Here is a 15,712-nt window from a genome sequence, read left to right on the forward strand (position 1 = left end):
TTCCATCAAAAGAAGGGACGAATCACAATGAACTGGATGAACAGGGATCAGCAGTACATCATGAATACCTACCAGCGTCTTCCCATCGCTGTAACAAAAGGAGAGGGAAATTACCTTTATGATGAAGAAGGGAACAGCTACCTCGATTTATTCACAGGGCTTGCTGTAAACATTTTAGGTCACTCCCATCCTTATTTGGTGCAGAAACTTGAAGAACAGGCAGGGAAATTTCTGCATATTTCGAACGTGTTCCTGAATACGCCGGCTATTACACTGGCCGAACGGCTTGTGAAAGAGACCTTTCCGGGAAAGGTTTTTTTTGCAAATTCCGGCACAGAGGCTGTTGAAGCGGCGGTTAAACTGATTCATAAATGGAAAAAGGAAGAGGCGGGTAATAAGGAGGGCATTGCTGTCCTTGAAAACAGTTTTCACGGGCGGACGCTCGGCGCGGTTCAACTGACGCGTCAGGAAAATGTGTATCAGGACTTCCCGGCTGCCGATTACCCGGTCTATGAAACGGTTCCGGAAGACCTGGAGGCGCTGGAACGCCTTTTTCAGGAAAAGAACCCGGCGGCCTTTATGATGGAGCCGGTCCTTGGTTCAGGAGGTATCATGCCTTTATCGCGCTCGTTTATTGAAGGAGCGGCTGCTCTGTGCCGCCGGTACCGTGTACTGTTTTGTCTGGATGAGATACAAACCGGAATGGGGAGGACTGGAAAGATGTTCTCCTATCAACATACGGATATAACACCTGATCTGCTTCTTTTTGCGAAAGGAGTAGGAGGAGGCCTGCCGCTTGGAGGAATGGTTGCACGTGAAGGACTGGATACTCTGTTTGTGGCGGGGGATCACGGTGCGACGTTTGCGCCAAGCCCGCTCAGTGCCTCACTGGGAAATGCAGTGCTTGATGTCCTGCTTGACCAGGAAGGACTGGAAAGAGGAATAGAAAACGCCTCCTATTTATGGAATAGTCTCGAATACCTCAAAGTAACAAGCGGTGGACTACTTCGCGAAGTCCGTGGACAGGGTATGATGCTTGGACTTCGTCTTCAGGCACTTCCTGAAGATGTCCAGCGTATTCAAAAGCAGCTGCTCCGCCGAGGCTTTATGGTCAATGTTACCCAGCAGACAATTATACGACTCCTGCCTCCGCTCACATTGAGACCGCAGGACACCGATGCTTTTGTTGGAGCACTTGAAGAAGAACTCTTGAAGGAGGTATCCATTCATGACTGAAGAAGAACTGATTACACTCCGGAGGCAGCTGCACCAGATTCCGGAACCGGGTTTTGAAGAATGGAAGACACAAGAGCTGCTGCTTGAAAAAATCAACGCGATGCCGCAGGAATATCTCACTGTGCGGACGTGGCGGAGTGGTATATTTGTTTTCGTGGAAGGAATGGCTCCGGAAAAAACGATAGGCTACCGGACTGACATGGACGGCCTGCCGATTGAGGAGCAGACGACTCTCTCGTTTCCTTCCACGCATGAAGGTTACATGCATGCGTGTGGTCATGATTTACATATGACTATTGCGGTCGGCATTCTGTCGTACTTTGCCGGGAACCAGCCCAGTAACAATCTGTTGTTTTTGTTTCAGCCGGCAGAGGAAGGACCGGGGGGCGCGCTGCCGATGCTTCGTTCCCAGCCGTTTCAGGAATGGAAACCGGATGAAATGTATGCTCTTCACGTTGCACCGGAATATCCGAGCGGCACTGCAGCACTAAAGCCCGGTCTGCTGTTTGCCAATACGTCGGAACTGTTTATGGACCTGAAAGGAAAAGGGGGACACGGAGCAAGACCCCACATGGCCAACGATATGGTAGCAGCGGCTTCACACCTTGTTACGCAGCTCCAGACTATTGTTTCGCGCAATGTGAACCCGATGGATGCAGCCGTTGTGACTGTCGGTACCATTTCCGGCGGAACGAAACAAAATATTATTGCAGAAACGGCACGTCTGGAAGGAACGGTACGCACCCTTTCTGTGGAGAGCATGAAACAAGTGAAAGAACGGATCAAATCACTGGCTGCAGGCATCGAAACCGGTTTTGACTGCGAGATTTCCATTGATTGGGGTTCAGCTTACTGTCAGGTTAACAACGACAAGGCATTGACCGATGAATTTATGCGGTTTACCTCGGAAGAAAGTGACATGAAACTGGTGGAATGCGGGGAAGCCATGACCGGCGAGGACTTTGGTTATTTTCTGGAAGAAGTGCCGGGTGTGATGTTCTGGCTTGGCGTCGACACACCTTACGGACTGCATGATGCCCGTATTGAACCAAAAGAAGAAGCTATCACACAGGCTGTCAATCATATGACGTCCTTCTTGTCCCGTTCTTCGTAACAAGAGTGATTTACATATCGTTCTCCCTGGTGGTACTTACAGAGTTAAAAAAGCCGCGGGAAAGCTTCTGCTTTTCCGCGGCTTTTTTGTACTTTTTACTTCTCCTGGCGTTTGTCCACGTAAACCTGGTGGGGATAAGGGATGTCGATGCCGTTTTTATCGAGTGCTTCTTTGCAGGCTTTTCGCAGTTTCCGTTCAATGCCCCACTGTTCCATGTTCTCGGTTTTACCGAGAATGCGGATGACAACGTCCGATTCTCCGATTCCCTGAACGCCCAGAACGTCCGGTCCTTCTTTGATGGCAGGTTCTTCTGCGGCGAGCTGATCGCACACGTCCTGCAGCACCCGGACGGCTTCATCAATATTGTCATCATACGAGATGCCGATATCAATCATCGCTCTCATGTTGCCGCGGGAATGGTTATCCACGTTGCTGATGTTACGGTTCGGGATGAAATGGAGCGTCCCGTCAAAGCCGCGGATCTGGGTGGTTCGAAGGCCCACTTCTTCCACCACTCCGCCCACACCGGCAGCCGAAACGTAATCTTCTACATCGATCTGTTTTTCAAGCAGAATAAAAAATCCTGTGACCACATCGCTTACGAGCCCTTGAGCTCCGAAACCGATGGCGAGTCCAATCACACCGGCACCAGCGATAATAGGCGCGATGTCGAGCCCGAAAATCCCGATCAGTATTGTGATGAAAATAAAAATCAGAATATAAGAGAATACATTGACCGACAACTTATATAAGGTTTGTACCCGGCCGGCATGCATATTCCTCTGTTCCTTCATGCGCGAGAACGTACGGTTGATAATATTCTTCCCAACAGCACGCACGATAAGGAAAGCAATGACCAGAATTATTATTCTGGATGTCCCTTTGATTAAACTGGATATGTCTAAGAATTCACCCACATGACATCACTCCTTCTTTATGTAATTCAAACGAACTATACCCCGGTGGTTATCTGACGAAACGTATCATGTTTTGTCAGGAAAACTCATTATAACATAATAACGATCGATGTATAAGATAACAGGGAGAACCTGATTACAGTATAAAGAAAGGAGTATGCACGATGACAACGCATCACCTTGTCGGTAGTCCCGCTCCGCTTTTCAAAGCGAATGCTCTGTTCCCGGATCAGTCAGAGCACCTCATTCATCTGTCTTCCTCACAAAATAATGAAAGATGGGTCGTGTTATTCTTTTATCCTATGGATTTTTCCGTTGTCTGTCCAACGGAAATAACAGCCCTTCATAGTCATTTTGAGGACTTTGAAGATCTGGACACGGATGTTCTTGGCGTTTCAACAGACTCCATTTATGTTCATAAAGCGTGGACGAACACGCCGAGAGAGGATAATGGGATAGGACGTATCGCATTTCCACTCATTTCAGACAGCAGTCATCATATATCTAAAGATTACGGCGTACTACAGGAAACAGAAGGAACGGCAGCAAGAGCTGTGTTTATTATCAGTCCGGAGGGAATCGTCGTGTATTCGTTGATACATCATGACAGCATCGGAAGAGATGTAGGGGAAACACTGCGCGTGCTCGAAGCTTTGCAGACAGGAAAACCCTGCCCGGCGGACTGGAAACCGGGAGCGCAGTCACTCGAATGGAATTAGACGTGGAACGAGGGAGGTTTTAAAGTGAATAACGATTGGAAACGTCCTGCTTTCAACAAAGATGAATACTGGATCAACGAATCCTGGGCGGAGGAAAACGCAGAAGATGGCTGCCCTGTGCTTGTTCATTTCTGGTCGCTCAGCTGTAGTCACTGTGAGAAAGCGATGCCCGCGTTAAACCGCCTTTTAAGCCGGTACAAAACGAAGATTCATGTATTATCCGTACACATGCCCCGGTCATCTAAAGATCAGGATATGAATAAAGTGAAACAAAAAGCGGCTGATTTAAATATTATCCATCCTCTGGTTGTGGATAACGATAATCGGATATCCGATGAATTCCAAAATGACTATGTCCCTTCCTATTACTTGTTTCATCCAAACAAAACTCTGTTTCATACACAATCAGGAGACAGCGGCATGAAACTCCTACGCAAAAAAATCGACCGGCTGCTGGGACAGGTGGAATAGGAGGAAGCAGCAGGGGGGAATCCTGCTTTTGCGCCGAAACGTTTCATCGTTTAAAATATAGGAAGCTGTAGAAATTGAACGAACGTTCGGAGGATGAAGCCATGAAAAAACAATTTGCGGTGATTGGTCTCGGCCGTTTCGGCGGAAGTATCTGCAAATCTCTTGTGGATGAGGGAAGTGAAGTGCTTGCAATCGATCAGGATGAAGACAAAGTCAATGAATTTTCTTCCCTTGTGACTCAGGCAGCAATCGCAGATTCAACGGATGAAAAAGCGTTAAAGGGGCTGGGAATTGGTAATTTCGATCATGTTATCGTTGCGATTGGAGACGATATCCAATCAAGTATTCTGACCACTCTGATTCTCGTGGAGATGAATGTGAAGCACGTAACCGTAAAAGCGCAGAATGATTATCATGAAAAAGTATTGAATCGTATAGGAGCGGATGAAATCATTCATCCCGAGCGGGACATTGGTGTGCGGATTGCACACAACGTCGTATCCAACAGTGTATTGGATTATCTCGAAATCTCCGATGAGTACAGTATAGTGGAACTGGCAGCGGGGCCGACCATTGACGGAGAAACGATTGTGAATCTAGATCTTCGTGCCAGATACGGGTGTAATATTCTTGCGGTAAAAAGGGATGAAGATATTCATGTATCTCCAAGACCGGATAAAAAAATAGAAGAAGGAGATATTTTAATTGTAATAGGGGCGGATGATGATATTACCCGCCTGGAAAGACGCTGGATTGACGAAACATAAGAAAGAGGCTGTCCAATTAAAAGACAGCCTCTTTCTTCATGTCATACTTCCATGATGATTGGAAGTATCATCGGCTTTCGTTTTGTCTTTTCATAAAGATACGGGGAAAGCTGATCGATGACTTCATTTTTGATTTCCGACCACTGGGTGGTCTTTCGTTTCATCACTTCTTCAAGATGTTTGGTCAGTTTTGCCTGTGCATCGTTGATAAGGTCACTGGATTCACGCATGTATACGAATCCACGGGAAATAATATCCGGTCCGGCAGAGACTTTGAAATTTTTCATGTCTATGCTGACCACGACGACAACAAGCCCTTCTTCTGACAAAATGCGGCGGTCACGGAGTACGATGTTTCCGATATCTCCGATGCCGTTTCCGTCCACATAAACGGAGCCGGATGGAACTTTTCCCAGCGGCGAAGCGCTTTTTCTGGTGAGGGCAAGGACTTCGCCGTTTTCCATCACAAATGAATTCTCTTCCGGCACACCGCAGTCTTTAGCCAGTTTGGTATGCATTGTCAACATCCGGTATTCCCCGTGAATCGGCATGAAATACTGCGGTTTTAAGAGCCGGAGCATTAACTTCTGCTCTTCCTGGCTGCCGTGGCCGGAAGTGTGGATATTGTTCAGGGAACCATGAATGACTCTTGCCCCGGCTCTTGACAGCTGATTGATAATCTTATTTACCGACAACGTGTTGCCGGGGATTGGGGAGCTTGAGAAAACCACGGTGTCTCCAGGGATAATCTGAATCTGGCGGTGGGTTCCGTGTGCGACACGGGAAAGAGCCGCCATTGGTTCCCCTTGACTGCCTGTACATAAAATGGCAGCCTGATTGTCCGGAATCCGATTTAGCTGTGCTGCGTCGATAAACGTGCCTTTTGGTGCTTTAATATAACCGAGTTCCTGTCCGATTGTAATGGAAGATTCCATACTGCGTCCGAAAACAGCAATCTTACGGCCGTCCTGAACGGCAGCTTCCACTGCCTGCTGCAGCCGGTAAATATTAGATGCAAAGGTGGCGAAAATCAGCCGCCCTTCCGCCTGGCGGAAGATATTGTCGATACTTTTCCCGACAGTCCGTTCCGACATGGTAAATCCCGAAACCTCACTGTTTGTGCTGTCCGACAGCAGGCATAGAACACCCTCTTCTCCAATTTGAGCCATCTTCGAAAGGTTTGCAGGTTCCCCGACCGGCGTGAAATCGAATTTGAAATCTCCTGTGTGTACAATATTTCCTTCCGGCGTGTTTACAACGATTCCGAAAGAATCAGGAATACTGTGTGTTGTCCGGAAGAAAGAAACTTTGGTTTTTTTAAATTTAATAACCTGATCCTCATTAATCACATTCAGTTTGGCTTTTCTCAGCAGGCCGTGTTCTTCCAGTTTTCCTTTCAGAAGGCCGATGGAGAGTTTTCCGCCGTAGATCGGGACATTCAATTCCCGGAGAAGATAGGGAATGCCGCCAATATGGTCTTCGTGACCGTGCGTGACAAAGAGACCCTTGATTTTGTCTTTATTGCGGGTCAGATAGGTATAATCAGGTATTACATAGTCGATCCCCAGTAGTTCGTCTTCTGGAAACATAATTCCGGCGTCTATGAGAATAATCTCATCCTGGTATTGTATGGCATACGTATTTTTGCCGATTTCGCCAAGACCTCCGAGGGCGAAAACAGCAACCTGATTTTTTTTCATCTGTTTCATGCTTTATAGATTCTCCACTTTAAAATCTTCTTTTTTCTGTTCATGCTTCAACAAGTCCTCGGAAACCGGTTGAATGAATTCAATATTGTAATGTCTATCTGCTAATTTGCGCCGTACTTCCCGTTCTGATTCCGCTTCAACAAACATGGTATCTGTATTTTCACGTACAGGAATCTGGCTGAAGTCTTTCTGGTAAAACACTTTAAAAATCATATTGTTATCTCTCCTTTTCAGTATATGGGTCAGGACGTGCAGGGTGCGCCGGCTCCGGTTCCGGCAGGTCGGCACGCCTGTAAAACGAACTTGAATGGCATCTATTCCTCATTATAAATCAAATTGGAGGAAGTAACCATAAAGAACTTTTCAATGTTCCTCCGCACCGCAAGTGTTCAATTATCAAATTGTAATGGAAATCTTTTCGTTTTTCAATAGACCATCCATCGGCTGCGGGAGTAAATAATGAATACGTGAAGCGCCGTGTTCGATATGTTACGATAAATGTTGGACATAGAGACACGTTTAATTAAACATAGAAAGTTGCAAGGTGATGCAGACATGAAAAAACCTTCCATTGTTTTTTTTGACATCGATGGGACACTCTATACCAAAGAAATGACACTTCCCCCTTCGGCCAAAAAAGCAATTCAGGATTTGAAGGAAAACGGGGTGTATGTGGCCATTGCTACCGGAAGGGCGCCATTTATGTTTGAAACGCTCCGCCAGGAACTTGGAATTGAAACATTTGTCAGTTTCAACGGGTCTTACGTAGTGGCTGAGGGAGAAGTGATTGAGAAAAAACCGCTTGAACCAAATAAAGTGGCAGCTCTTCATTCGGAAGCTGGAATGCTGGAGCACCCGATGGTGTTTATGGATCATGAGCAGGCAGCGGCGGATTCGGATCAGAATCATTACATTTCCCAGGGTCTGGGTGATTTAAAAATGCCTTACCCTCCTACGAACCAGGAATTTTATAAAACCCATGAAATTTACCAGTGTCTCTTGTTCTGCGGTCCAGAGGCCGAACAAAACTACCGTGATACCTTCGACACGTTTCGTTTTGTACGCTGGCACCAACTGGCCGTTGATGTGGTACCTTTTGGTGGTTCTAAAGCGGAAGGCATTCAGGCCGCAGCTGCTCACCTTGGTTTCTCCATGGATGATACGGCGGCCTTTGGAGATGCTTTGAATGACATGGAAATGTTGAAAGAAGTCGGTGTCGGTATCGCAATGGGCAACGCGTTGGAAGAAGTGAAACAGGCCGCGGATTTCGTAACCTCCCCGGTTCATGAAGATGGAGTGAAACAGGGACTGGAGCGAATCGGGCTGCTTTAAAAAAGGACAACGGAGAGTTACAGCGCTCCGTCGTCCTTTTTATTTGTTTCCGGAATTTCTTCTTCTATCCGATCATAAAACATAACACCATTTAAATGGTCCAGTTCATGTTGAAACACAATAGCCGGCAGATCCCGGAGCCGCAGCCGCACCTTTTCGCCTTCCAGAGTTGTTCCCTCCAGGGTGATGCGTTTATAACGCGGAACATTTCCGGGAACTTCCCTGTCCACCGAAAGACAGCCTTCCCCGCCTTCAAGATGGGTCATTTCCACAGAATGTCTCGTGATCTTCGGGTTGAACAATCCGTAACTGTACAAGCGGTCTTTTTCATCTGTTACGTGTACGGCAAACATCCGCTTGTTAATGCCAAGCTGCGGGGCGGCCAGTCCGACACCGGAACGAAGTTCATACTTCTCTGCGGTTTCAGGATCCTGACTGTTCTGCAGAAATTCCAGCATTTCTTTTAATGTGTTTTTATCTTCCTCGGAAGGAGGCATCGGCACCTCTTCGGTAACTTGTCGAAGTGCTGGGTGACCCTCCCGGACAATATCATCCATCGTCAGCAAAATTAATCCCTCCGGTTGCATCATAACATACAGTTGCTGCACCATAATATTTTCTTAGTATAACAGAAAAAAGAAAGAGGCAAAAGCCGCCTGTTTTGTCGAAATGTTTCTGTCTGTTTCAAAAAAAGGAGCTATCCTTTAGAATAGCTCCATCAAAGTCTGTTATTAGTCTTTATAGCTGCAGTCGTTTTTGGAAGCTCCGACGATAATGAGCAGAATGAAAAGCACCACAATCAGTGCGAATGCTTTACCTGCGCCGCTTCCTCCGTTGCTGTAACCTGCTGTCTGATTTTGACCGTAATAAGGCTGATACATTTGATTGTTTCCCCACATACTCAATTCTCTCCTTTCGTAGAATGCAGGATAATAGGTCATCTCCCTTTTAACCTATGTCAAAAACACAAAAATGGATGGGCTTCTGCCTAATAGGAAGTTTGTTGATTTAGTATAGGAGTTGTTTTATGATTGTGAGGGTATGAACGTAAATATAATATATGGACTATCACTAAAGAGCAGAAAGCTGAGTGCAACAGAGAGGAGAACAGATTGTTGACACATAGGAAAAAGTTATATGTATGTGCGGCAGCCGCCGTTTTTCTGATTTTGAATGCCTGCGGAGGAAATGCCGCGGAACAAGCTTATACTCATCTGGAAGAAGCGGCATCGCTGGAAAATGGATTTGAAGAGCAGCAGGAGCCGATCATGAACTTGGAGGAAAAAGAACAGCAATTATATGAAGATATGCTTTCTCTGGGTACAGAAGATATGGAGCAGATTCAGTCATTGGCCACAGAGGCTGTCGGGCTTGCCGAAGAAAGAAAACAGCTGCTTGAGCAGGAAAAGGAAAGCATCGAGTCGGCATATGAAGAGTATCAGCTTGCGGTAGAACAGATGAATCAGGTGGAGCAGGCCCGGGAAGAAGCCCAGGCTGTAAAAAAAGCGATGGAAAATCGTTATACCTCCTATCAGGATCTTTATGAGAGCTATCAGAAAGCAGTCGAACAGGATATTGAACTGTATCATGCTTTCACAAATGAAGACCTCGAAATTGAAGATCTTCAAAACCGAATTGATACTGTCAATCAGCAGTACAGTATTGTAGTGGAAAACAAGGATGCATTCAACAGCTACACGGATGAATACAACCAGGCGAAACAAAATTTCTATGAAGCAGCGGAACTTGATATCAGCGACCCGGAATCAGAAGAAGCGGAAAATACAGAATAAAAAATGAAAAAGGTACGGTTTCCGGAACATGAAACGGCGGTTCCGGCTGTCATTTTGGCAGCCGGAAATTTTTATGGAGATATTTATTCCGTTCGTTTGTACTGTATCTGAGTTTTGATTTTTGAAGACAGGAAGCCGTCTGTTTTATCCGGGCTGTGTTATAAAAACAACCGTCATCTGAATCCGCTCACAAAAAGGGAAGCTGTTTGTAGCAATTATCAAATGATATATAACAGTTACATGTCCAACCTTATGTGACTGCAGCCCCAAAACATCATAGAAACGTTTGAAGTAAAAGGATTGACGAATCTTTTTAAAGTGGTATATTCTAATCACAGATCAAGGTTGTTTCATTTTTTTTGAACTTTTAATGAAACAGTTGTATCATGAAATGTAGGTCACCACGAAAGTCAGCTTAAACTAAACATCATACGACGTTTAAAAGGAAACATTCACGCTGATGTTTTCAGGCGGTAATGGTTATCCTAGCTGTAGGAGAAAAGGTGCGCGGGTATCTTATTTCTACCATTGGAAGAAAGGAAGAGGTGAACATTAGTGGCTAGTAATACATTAGAACAGGCGGAAGGTCACTTTGAAATGTTTCAGATTATGAATGAGGAAGGGGAAATCGTAAACGAGGACGCCTTTCCGGATCTCACAGATGAAGATCTACAGGAATTGATGAGAAGAATGGTTTACACAAGAATCTGGGACCAGCGTGCAGTATCGCTGAACCGTCAGGGACGGCTTGGTTTCTACGCACCAGTTGCAGGTCAGGAGGCTTCCATGCTTGGTTCACAGTATGCTCTTGATCAAGATGACTGGATCGTACCGGGCTACCGTGATGTTCCTCAGATCGTCTGGCATGGTTTTCCGCTGTATCAGGCATTTCTATTCTCACGCGGGCATTATCACGGCGGTCAGATTCCCGAAGAACTGAATGTTCTTTCCCCGCAGATTATTATCGGGGCTCAAATCGTACAGACAGCGGGCGTTGCACTCGGCCTGAAGAAAAAAGAGAAAAACAGCGTAGCCATTACTTATACCGGAGACGGCGGGGCATCCCAGGGTGATTTTTATGAGGGAATGAACTTTGCCGGTTCATTCAAAGCTCCGGCGATTTTTGTCGTGCAGAATAACCAGTTTGCCATTTCCGTTCCCGCTGATGCGCAGACCTCTGCTAAAACAATTGCACAAAAAAGTGTCGCGGCCGGTATTCCCGGAAGACAGGTAGACGGCATGGACGTGCTCGCTGTTTACGCAGCAACAAAAGATGCACGCGAACGCGGACTTGCAGGCGACGGCCCGTCCCTTCTGGAAACTCTCTGCTACCGTTACGGTCCGCATACGATGGCCGGCGACGACCCGACACGTTACCGTACTTCTGATATGGATGACGAATGGGAAAAGAGAGATCCACTCGTGCGTCTGCGTAAATATCTGGAGAATAAAGATCTTTGGTCTGAAGACCGCGAGAACGAAGTAGTAGACACGGCGAAAGAAGAGATTAAAGCCGCCATCAAACAGGCTGATGACACTCCGAAACAGAAGGTGTCGGATCTGATTGAAAATATGCATGATGTGCTGCCTCCTCACTTGAAGGATCAGCTTGAAGAATACAGAGAGAAGGAGTCGAAGTAAGCTATGGCGCAAATGACAATGATTCAGGCAATAACCGATGCGATGCGTACGGAGCTGAAAAACGACGAAAACGTACTTGTTTTCGGGGAAGACGTGGGACAGTACGGGGGCGTATTCCGTGCAACGGAAGGCCTTCAGAGTGAATTCGGGGAGGACCGCGTGTTTGACACGCCGCTTGCTGAATCCGGCATCAGCGGATTGTCCATTGGTCTCAGCCTGACAGGTTTCCGTCCGGTTATGGAAATCCAGTTTTTTGGATTTGTTTTTGAAACAATGGACGGTATCAGCGGGCAGATGTCACGTCTGCGTTACCGCTCCGGCGGTCAATACAACGCTCCGGTAACTGTTCGTTCTCCATTCGGCGGTGGTGTGAAGACACCGGAACTGCACGCGGACAGTCTGGAAGGTTTGATGGCTCAGTCCCCTGGACTGCGCGTTGTCATTCCTTCCTCCCCTTATGACGCAAAAGGACTGCTGATTTCATCCATCCGGGACAACGATCCGGTTGTTTTCCTGGAACATATGAAACTGTACCGTTCCTTCCGTGAAGAAGTACCGGAAGAAGAGTACACCGTTGATCTTGATAAAGCAGCAGTGAAAAGAGAAGGTAAAGATGTAACGATCGTTACTTACGGAGCTATGGTTCATACCTCTTTGAAAGCTGCAGAACAGCTCGCAGAAGAAGGAATTGAAGCTGAGATTGTGGATCTTCGTACTGTCAGTCCGATTGATGTGGACACTATTATCGAATCCGTGAAAAAGACCAACCGGGCTGTTGTAGTGCAGGAAGCGCAGAAACAGGCCGGCATCGCCAACCATGTAGTGGCTGAAATCAACGAACATGCCATCCTGCATCTTGAAGCTCCGGTTCTTCGTGTTACAGCACCGGATACGGTATTCCCGTTCGCAGCAGCCGAAGACATCTGGCTACCGGATTACACAAATGTAGTGGAAAAAGCAAAAACCGTGGTGAATTTCTAAAAAACGGGAAGCTTATGATACAAACTGAAGAAGAAACACAGGTTTTCTTTTTCAGTTTGTTCTGTTTCAAGAAATCGATAAATAAAGGAGGCAGCCGTAGTGGCTTTCAATTTCGAACTACCAGATATTGGTGAAGGCATTCATGAAGGTGAAATCGTAAAGTGGTTCGTTCAGTCGGGCGACACCGTTCAGGAAGACGACATCCTTTGTGAAGTACAAAACGATAAGGCGGTTGTGGAAATTCCTTCTCCGGTGGAAGGTACCGTGAAGGACGTTAAAGCGGAAGAAGGAGCTACAGTTAATGTAGGAGATGTTATTCTAATCGTAGACGATGGAAGTGAAGATGCTCCTGCAGCCGACAGCGGTGGAGAAAGCGGCAGTGAAGAACAACAAGAAGAACAAAAGCCTCAGGAAAGTGAAACAGAAGAAGAAAGTTCTTCCCAGCCGGAAGCGGACACAGAACAAACAGGAGATGACAAACGCGTTATTGCTATGCCTTCTGTCCGTAAATTCGCCCGTGAACAGGGCATCAACATACAGGAAGTTGAAGGAAGCGGCAAAAACGGACGTATTCTGAAAGAAGATGTAGAAGCACATGAAGAAGGCGGTAAGCCTGCATCTGCACCGGAAGAAGAGCAGAAAGAAGAAGCACCGGCTGCGTCAGCTCCTGCGTCCACCCAGGATCAGCAGGCGCTTGAAGAGCGCGTACCGATGAAAGGTATCCGCAAGTCTATTGCAAAAGCAATGGTGAATTCCAAACGCACGGCACCGCACGTTACACATCACGACGAAGTGGATGTGGCGAACCTGGTCGCGAACCGCAAGAAGTTTAAGCCGGTTGCGGCAGAAAAAGATATTAAATTGACGTACCTGCCGTATGTCGTGAAGTCACTTACTTCCGCTATCCGCGAATTCCCGGCGCTTAATGCATCCATTGATGACGAAAACGAAGAAATTGTCTACAAAAAGTACTTTAATATCGGTATTGCAGCAGACACTGACCAGGGACTTGTTGTGCCGGTGGTAAAAGATGCAGACCGCAAGTCGATTTTCATGCTTGCAGACGAAATCAATGAACTTGCCGGTAAAGCTCGGGACGGGAAGTTAAGCCCGGCTGAAATGAAAGGCGGGTCCGCCAGTATTTCAAACGTAGGTTCTGCTCAGGGGCAGTGGTTCACACCAGTCATTAATCATCCAGAGGTTGCGATTCTTGGAATTGGAAGAATTGAAGAAAAAGCAGTTGTTCGGGATGGAGAAGTTGTCATCCGTCCAATGCTTGCTTTATCCTTAAGTTATGACCACCGCTTGATTGATGGTATGACTGCTCAAAACGCCCTGAATCATGTGAAGCGTTTGTTGAATGATCCAGAATTACTAGTTATGGAGGGATAAAATGGTAGTAGGAGATTTTCCGGAAGAAGTAGATACGCTTATTATTGGATCCGGTCCGGGAGGCTATGTTGCGGCTATCCGCGCAGCTCAGATGGGCCAATCTGTGACTATTGTGGAAAAAGACAACCTCGGCGGTGTCTGCCTTAATGTCGGCTGTGTGCCGTCTAAAGCATTAATCCAGGCTGGTCATCGTTATCACGAAGCCCAGTCCGGTGATGACATGGGCATCACTGCTGAAAATGTAAGTGTTGATTTCTCCAAAGTACAGGAATGGAAATCAAGCGTAGTACAGAAGCTTACAGGAGGCGTTGACGGCCTTCTGAAAAGCAACAAAGTGAATATTGTACGCGGTGAAGCTTATTTCTCCGATCGTGATTCTGTTAAAGTGTCAACGGATGAATACAATTCCCAGACCTATAAATTCAAGAACTGCATCGTAGCAACAGGCTCCCGCCCTATTGAACTGCCGAATTTCAAATACAGCAGCCGTGTCATCGATTCAACAGGTGCTCTGTCCCTTGAAGACATTCCACAAAAGCTTGTTGTCATCGGCGGCGGCTACATCGGAATTGAACTTGCCGGAGCATATGCCAATCTTGGCACAGAAGTGACAGTGCTTGAAGGGGAAGAAAGAATTCTTACCGGCTTTGAAAAACAGATGGCACAGCTCGTTAACAAACGGCTTAAGAATAACAACGTAACGATTGAAACCAAAGCCTTTGCCCAATCCGTCGAAGAATCCGAAGACGGTGTACATGTCACGGCAGAAGTGAACGGAGAAGAAAAATCCTATGATGCCGATTACGTGCTTGTATCTGTTGGACGTAAGCCGAATTCCGATGAGCTTGGTCTGGAACAGATCGGCGTTGAGATTGACGATAAAGGCTTGATAAAAGTGGACGAGCAGTGCCGTTCCACAAACAAGCAGATTTATGCTATCGGCGATATTGTCCCGGGCGCACCGCTTGCCCACAAGGCTTCTTACGAAGGAAAAGTAGCTGCTGAAGCTATTTCCGGAGAAGCGGCAGCGGTCGATTATCTTGCGATGCCTATGGTCGTATTTTCCGATCCGGAACTTGCAAGCGTCGGCTACACCGAACAGGAAGCCAAAGATGCCGGGTATGATGTGACAGCAGCAAAATTCCCGTTTCAGGCTAATGGAAGAGCCCTTTCTCTCAATGATTCGGAAGGCTTCATGAAGCTTGTCACAAGAAAAGATGACGGGCTTGTTATCGGAGCACAGATTGCAGGGCCGAACGCTTCCGACATGATTGCAGAAGCCGGCCTTGCCATCGAAGGCGGAATGACTGCTGAAGATCTTGCCATGACCATCCATGCTCATCCAACGCTTGGAGAGATTACAATGGAAACGGCAGAAGTGGCGCTCGGTCTTCCAGTCCACGTTACAAAATAACGCCTGATATGTAACGGCATCCGTAGTATCTGTCGAATTCGTGAATATAAAAGATCCGATTATCCTGTTTGGATAATCGGATCTTTTTTTTATCAGAGGAACATGCTTTAGTCTTAGTTGATGCCCGGATCCTCTGCTCCAGGTCGATTCTCCTTGCAGTACAGAGATAAGAAAGCCGCCGGGATTCATCCTTTTGAGACAGGGGGAAAATGGGTCGAAGAAATGT

16 protein-coding genes are annotated in these 15,712 nt (G+C 46.7%); 11 read left to right on the forward strand and 5 right to left on the reverse strand.

Translation table 11 applies throughout. The annotated features are described in order from the left end of the window. The first annotated feature begins 27 nt into the window (after positions 1 to 27). A complete protein-coding gene (locus tag BM058_RS02515) occupies positions 28 to 1,236 on the forward strand; it encodes an aspartate aminotransferase family protein (protein ID WP_090925458.1) in 1,209 nt (402 codons plus the stop codon). After that, on the forward strand, positions 1,229 to 2,350 hold the full coding sequence (locus BM058_RS02520; RefSeq protein ID WP_090925459.1) for an N-acetyldiaminopimelate deacetylase: 1,122 nt from the start codon (positions 1,229 to 1,231) through the stop codon (positions 2,348 to 2,350). The genes BM058_RS02515 and BM058_RS02520 overlap by 8 nt, the downstream gene beginning before the upstream one ends. Before the next feature lie 95 nt (positions 2,351 to 2,445). On the opposite strand, the gene BM058_RS02525 is transcribed toward BM058_RS02520, so the two are convergent. After that, complete coding sequence (locus tag BM058_RS02525) at positions 2,446 to 3,267, reverse strand: mechanosensitive ion channel family protein (RefSeq protein ID WP_245736794.1); 822 nt, start codon at positions 3,265 to 3,267, stop codon at positions 2,446 to 2,448. Between the two features lie 164 nt (positions 3,268 to 3,431). On the opposite strand from BM058_RS02525, the gene BM058_RS02530 reads away from it, so the two are divergent. From BM058_RS02530 to BM058_RS02540, 3 genes are all read left to right on the forward strand, one after another. Then, positions 3,432 to 3,986 carry a peroxiredoxin gene (locus tag BM058_RS02530; protein WP_090925460.1) on the forward strand — a complete coding sequence of 185 codons (555 nt, stop codon included), beginning with the start codon at positions 3,432 to 3,434 and terminating at the stop codon, positions 3,984 to 3,986. Between the two features lie 24 nt (positions 3,987 to 4,010). Then, on the forward strand, positions 4,011 to 4,457 hold the full coding sequence (locus tag BM058_RS02535; RefSeq protein ID WP_090925461.1) for a TlpA family protein disulfide reductase: 447 nt from the start codon (positions 4,011 to 4,013) through the stop codon (positions 4,455 to 4,457). Between the two features lie 101 nt (positions 4,458 to 4,558). Then, complete coding sequence (locus BM058_RS02540) at positions 4,559 to 5,224, forward strand: potassium channel family protein (protein WP_090925588.1); 666 nt, start codon at positions 4,559 to 4,561, stop codon at positions 5,222 to 5,224. Positions 5,225 to 5,265: 41 nt separating this feature from the next. Here BM058_RS02540 and rnjA read toward each other — a convergent pair whose 3' ends face one another. Both rnjA and BM058_RS02550 read right to left on the reverse strand, forming a co-directional pair. After that, the gene (gene rnjA / locus BM058_RS02545; RefSeq protein ID WP_090925462.1) at positions 5,266 to 6,933 is read right to left on the reverse strand and encodes a ribonuclease J1; all 1,668 of its coding nucleotides are present in this window, start codon (positions 6,931 to 6,933) and stop codon (positions 5,266 to 5,268) included. A gap of 3 nt (positions 6,934 to 6,936) precedes the next feature. After that, positions 6,937 to 7,146 (reverse strand): DNA-dependent RNA polymerase subunit epsilon, encoded by a 210-nt coding sequence (locus BM058_RS02550; RefSeq protein ID WP_090925463.1) that lies wholly within the window; start codon positions 7,144 to 7,146, stop codon positions 6,937 to 6,939. A 342-nt stretch (positions 7,147 to 7,488) separates the two neighbouring features. Between BM058_RS02550 and BM058_RS02555 the strand changes: the two genes are divergently transcribed. Then, the gene (locus BM058_RS02555) at positions 7,489 to 8,265 is read left to right on the forward strand and encodes a Cof-type HAD-IIB family hydrolase (RefSeq protein ID WP_090925464.1); all 777 of its coding nucleotides are present in this window, start codon (positions 7,489 to 7,491) and stop codon (positions 8,263 to 8,265) included. 17 nt (positions 8,266 to 8,282) lie between these two features. Here BM058_RS02555 and def read toward each other — a convergent pair whose 3' ends face one another. Further along, positions 8,283 to 8,831, reverse strand: a complete 549-nt coding sequence (gene def, locus BM058_RS02560) for a peptide deformylase (RefSeq protein ID WP_090925589.1) — start codon at positions 8,829 to 8,831, stop codon at positions 8,283 to 8,285. Between the two features lie 165 nt (positions 8,832 to 8,996). After that, entirely contained in the window at positions 8,997 to 9,146 is a 150-nt protein-coding gene (locus tag BM058_RS02565; protein WP_143082971.1) for a YjcZ family sporulation protein, read from the reverse strand. A 234-nt stretch (positions 9,147 to 9,380) separates the two neighbouring features. Here BM058_RS02565 and BM058_RS02570 point away from each other — a divergent pair, with 234 nt between their 5' ends. From BM058_RS02570 to lpdA, 5 genes are all read left to right on the forward strand, one after another. Then, positions 9,381 to 10,058 (forward strand): YkyA family protein, encoded by a 678-nt coding sequence (locus BM058_RS02570; protein WP_177195396.1) that lies wholly within the window; start codon positions 9,381 to 9,383, stop codon positions 10,056 to 10,058. Positions 10,059 to 10,655: 597 nt separating this feature from the next. Beyond that, the gene (gene pdhA, locus BM058_RS02575; protein WP_090925590.1) at positions 10,656 to 11,699 is read left to right on the forward strand and encodes a pyruvate dehydrogenase (acetyl-transferring) E1 component subunit alpha; all 1,044 of its coding nucleotides are present in this window, start codon (positions 10,656 to 10,658) and stop codon (positions 11,697 to 11,699) included. 3 nt (positions 11,700 to 11,702) lie between these two features. Beyond that, positions 11,703 to 12,680, forward strand: a complete 978-nt coding sequence (locus BM058_RS02580; RefSeq protein WP_090925467.1) for an alpha-ketoacid dehydrogenase subunit beta — start codon at positions 11,703 to 11,705, stop codon at positions 12,678 to 12,680. Between the two features lie 99 nt (positions 12,681 to 12,779). Further along, positions 12,780 to 14,072, forward strand: a complete 1,293-nt coding sequence (locus BM058_RS02585; RefSeq protein WP_090925468.1) for a dihydrolipoamide acetyltransferase family protein — start codon at positions 12,780 to 12,782, stop codon at positions 14,070 to 14,072. A 1-nt stretch (position 14,073) separates the two neighbouring features. Further along, the gene (lpdA, locus tag BM058_RS02590; RefSeq protein ID WP_090925469.1) at positions 14,074 to 15,486 is read left to right on the forward strand and encodes a dihydrolipoyl dehydrogenase; all 1,413 of its coding nucleotides are present in this window, start codon (positions 14,074 to 14,076) and stop codon (positions 15,484 to 15,486) included. Positions 15,487 to 15,712: the final 226 nt, after the last annotated feature.

Source organism: Salibacterium qingdaonense (assembly GCF_900114715.1).
Classification (GTDB): domain Bacteria; phylum Bacillota; class Bacilli; order Bacillales; family Marinococcaceae; genus Salibacterium; species Salibacterium qingdaonense.

Excerpts from the sequence above, each read along its gene's own strand:
- BM058_RS02515 (WP_090925458.1), top strand. The coding sequence starts at position 28 with ATGAACTGGATGAACAGGGATCAGCAGTACATCATGAATACCTACCAG.
- BM058_RS02520 (WP_090925459.1), top strand. The coding sequence starts at position 1,229 with ATGACTGAAGAAGAACTGATTACACTCCGGAGGCAGCTGCACCAGATT.
- BM058_RS02530 (WP_090925460.1), top strand. The coding sequence starts at position 3,432 with ATGACAACGCATCACCTTGTCGGTAGTCCCGCTCCGCTTTTCAAAGCG.
- BM058_RS02540 (WP_090925588.1), top strand. The coding sequence starts at position 4,559 with ATGAAAAAACAATTTGCGGTGATTGGTCTCGGCCGTTTCGGCGGAAGT.
- rnjA (WP_090925462.1), bottom strand. The coding sequence starts at position 6,933 with ATGAAACAGATGAAAAAAAATCAGGTTGCTGTTTTCGCCCTCGGAGGT.
- BM058_RS02550 (WP_090925463.1), bottom strand. The coding sequence starts at position 7,146 with ATGATTTTTAAAGTGTTTTACCAGAAAGACTTCAGCCAGATTCCTGTA.
- BM058_RS02555 (WP_090925464.1), top strand. The coding sequence starts at position 7,489 with ATGAAAAAACCTTCCATTGTTTTTTTTGACATCGATGGGACACTCTAT.
- BM058_RS02565 (WP_143082971.1), bottom strand. The coding sequence starts at position 9,146 with ATGTATCAGCCTTATTACGGTCAAAATCAGACAGCAGGTTACAGCAAC.
- pdhA (WP_090925590.1), top strand. The coding sequence starts at position 10,656 with ATGTTTCAGATTATGAATGAGGAAGGGGAAATCGTAAACGAGGACGCC.
- BM058_RS02580 (WP_090925467.1), top strand. The coding sequence starts at position 11,703 with ATGGCGCAAATGACAATGATTCAGGCAATAACCGATGCGATGCGTACG.
- lpdA (WP_090925469.1), top strand. The coding sequence starts at position 14,074 with ATGGTAGTAGGAGATTTTCCGGAAGAAGTAGATACGCTTATTATTGGA.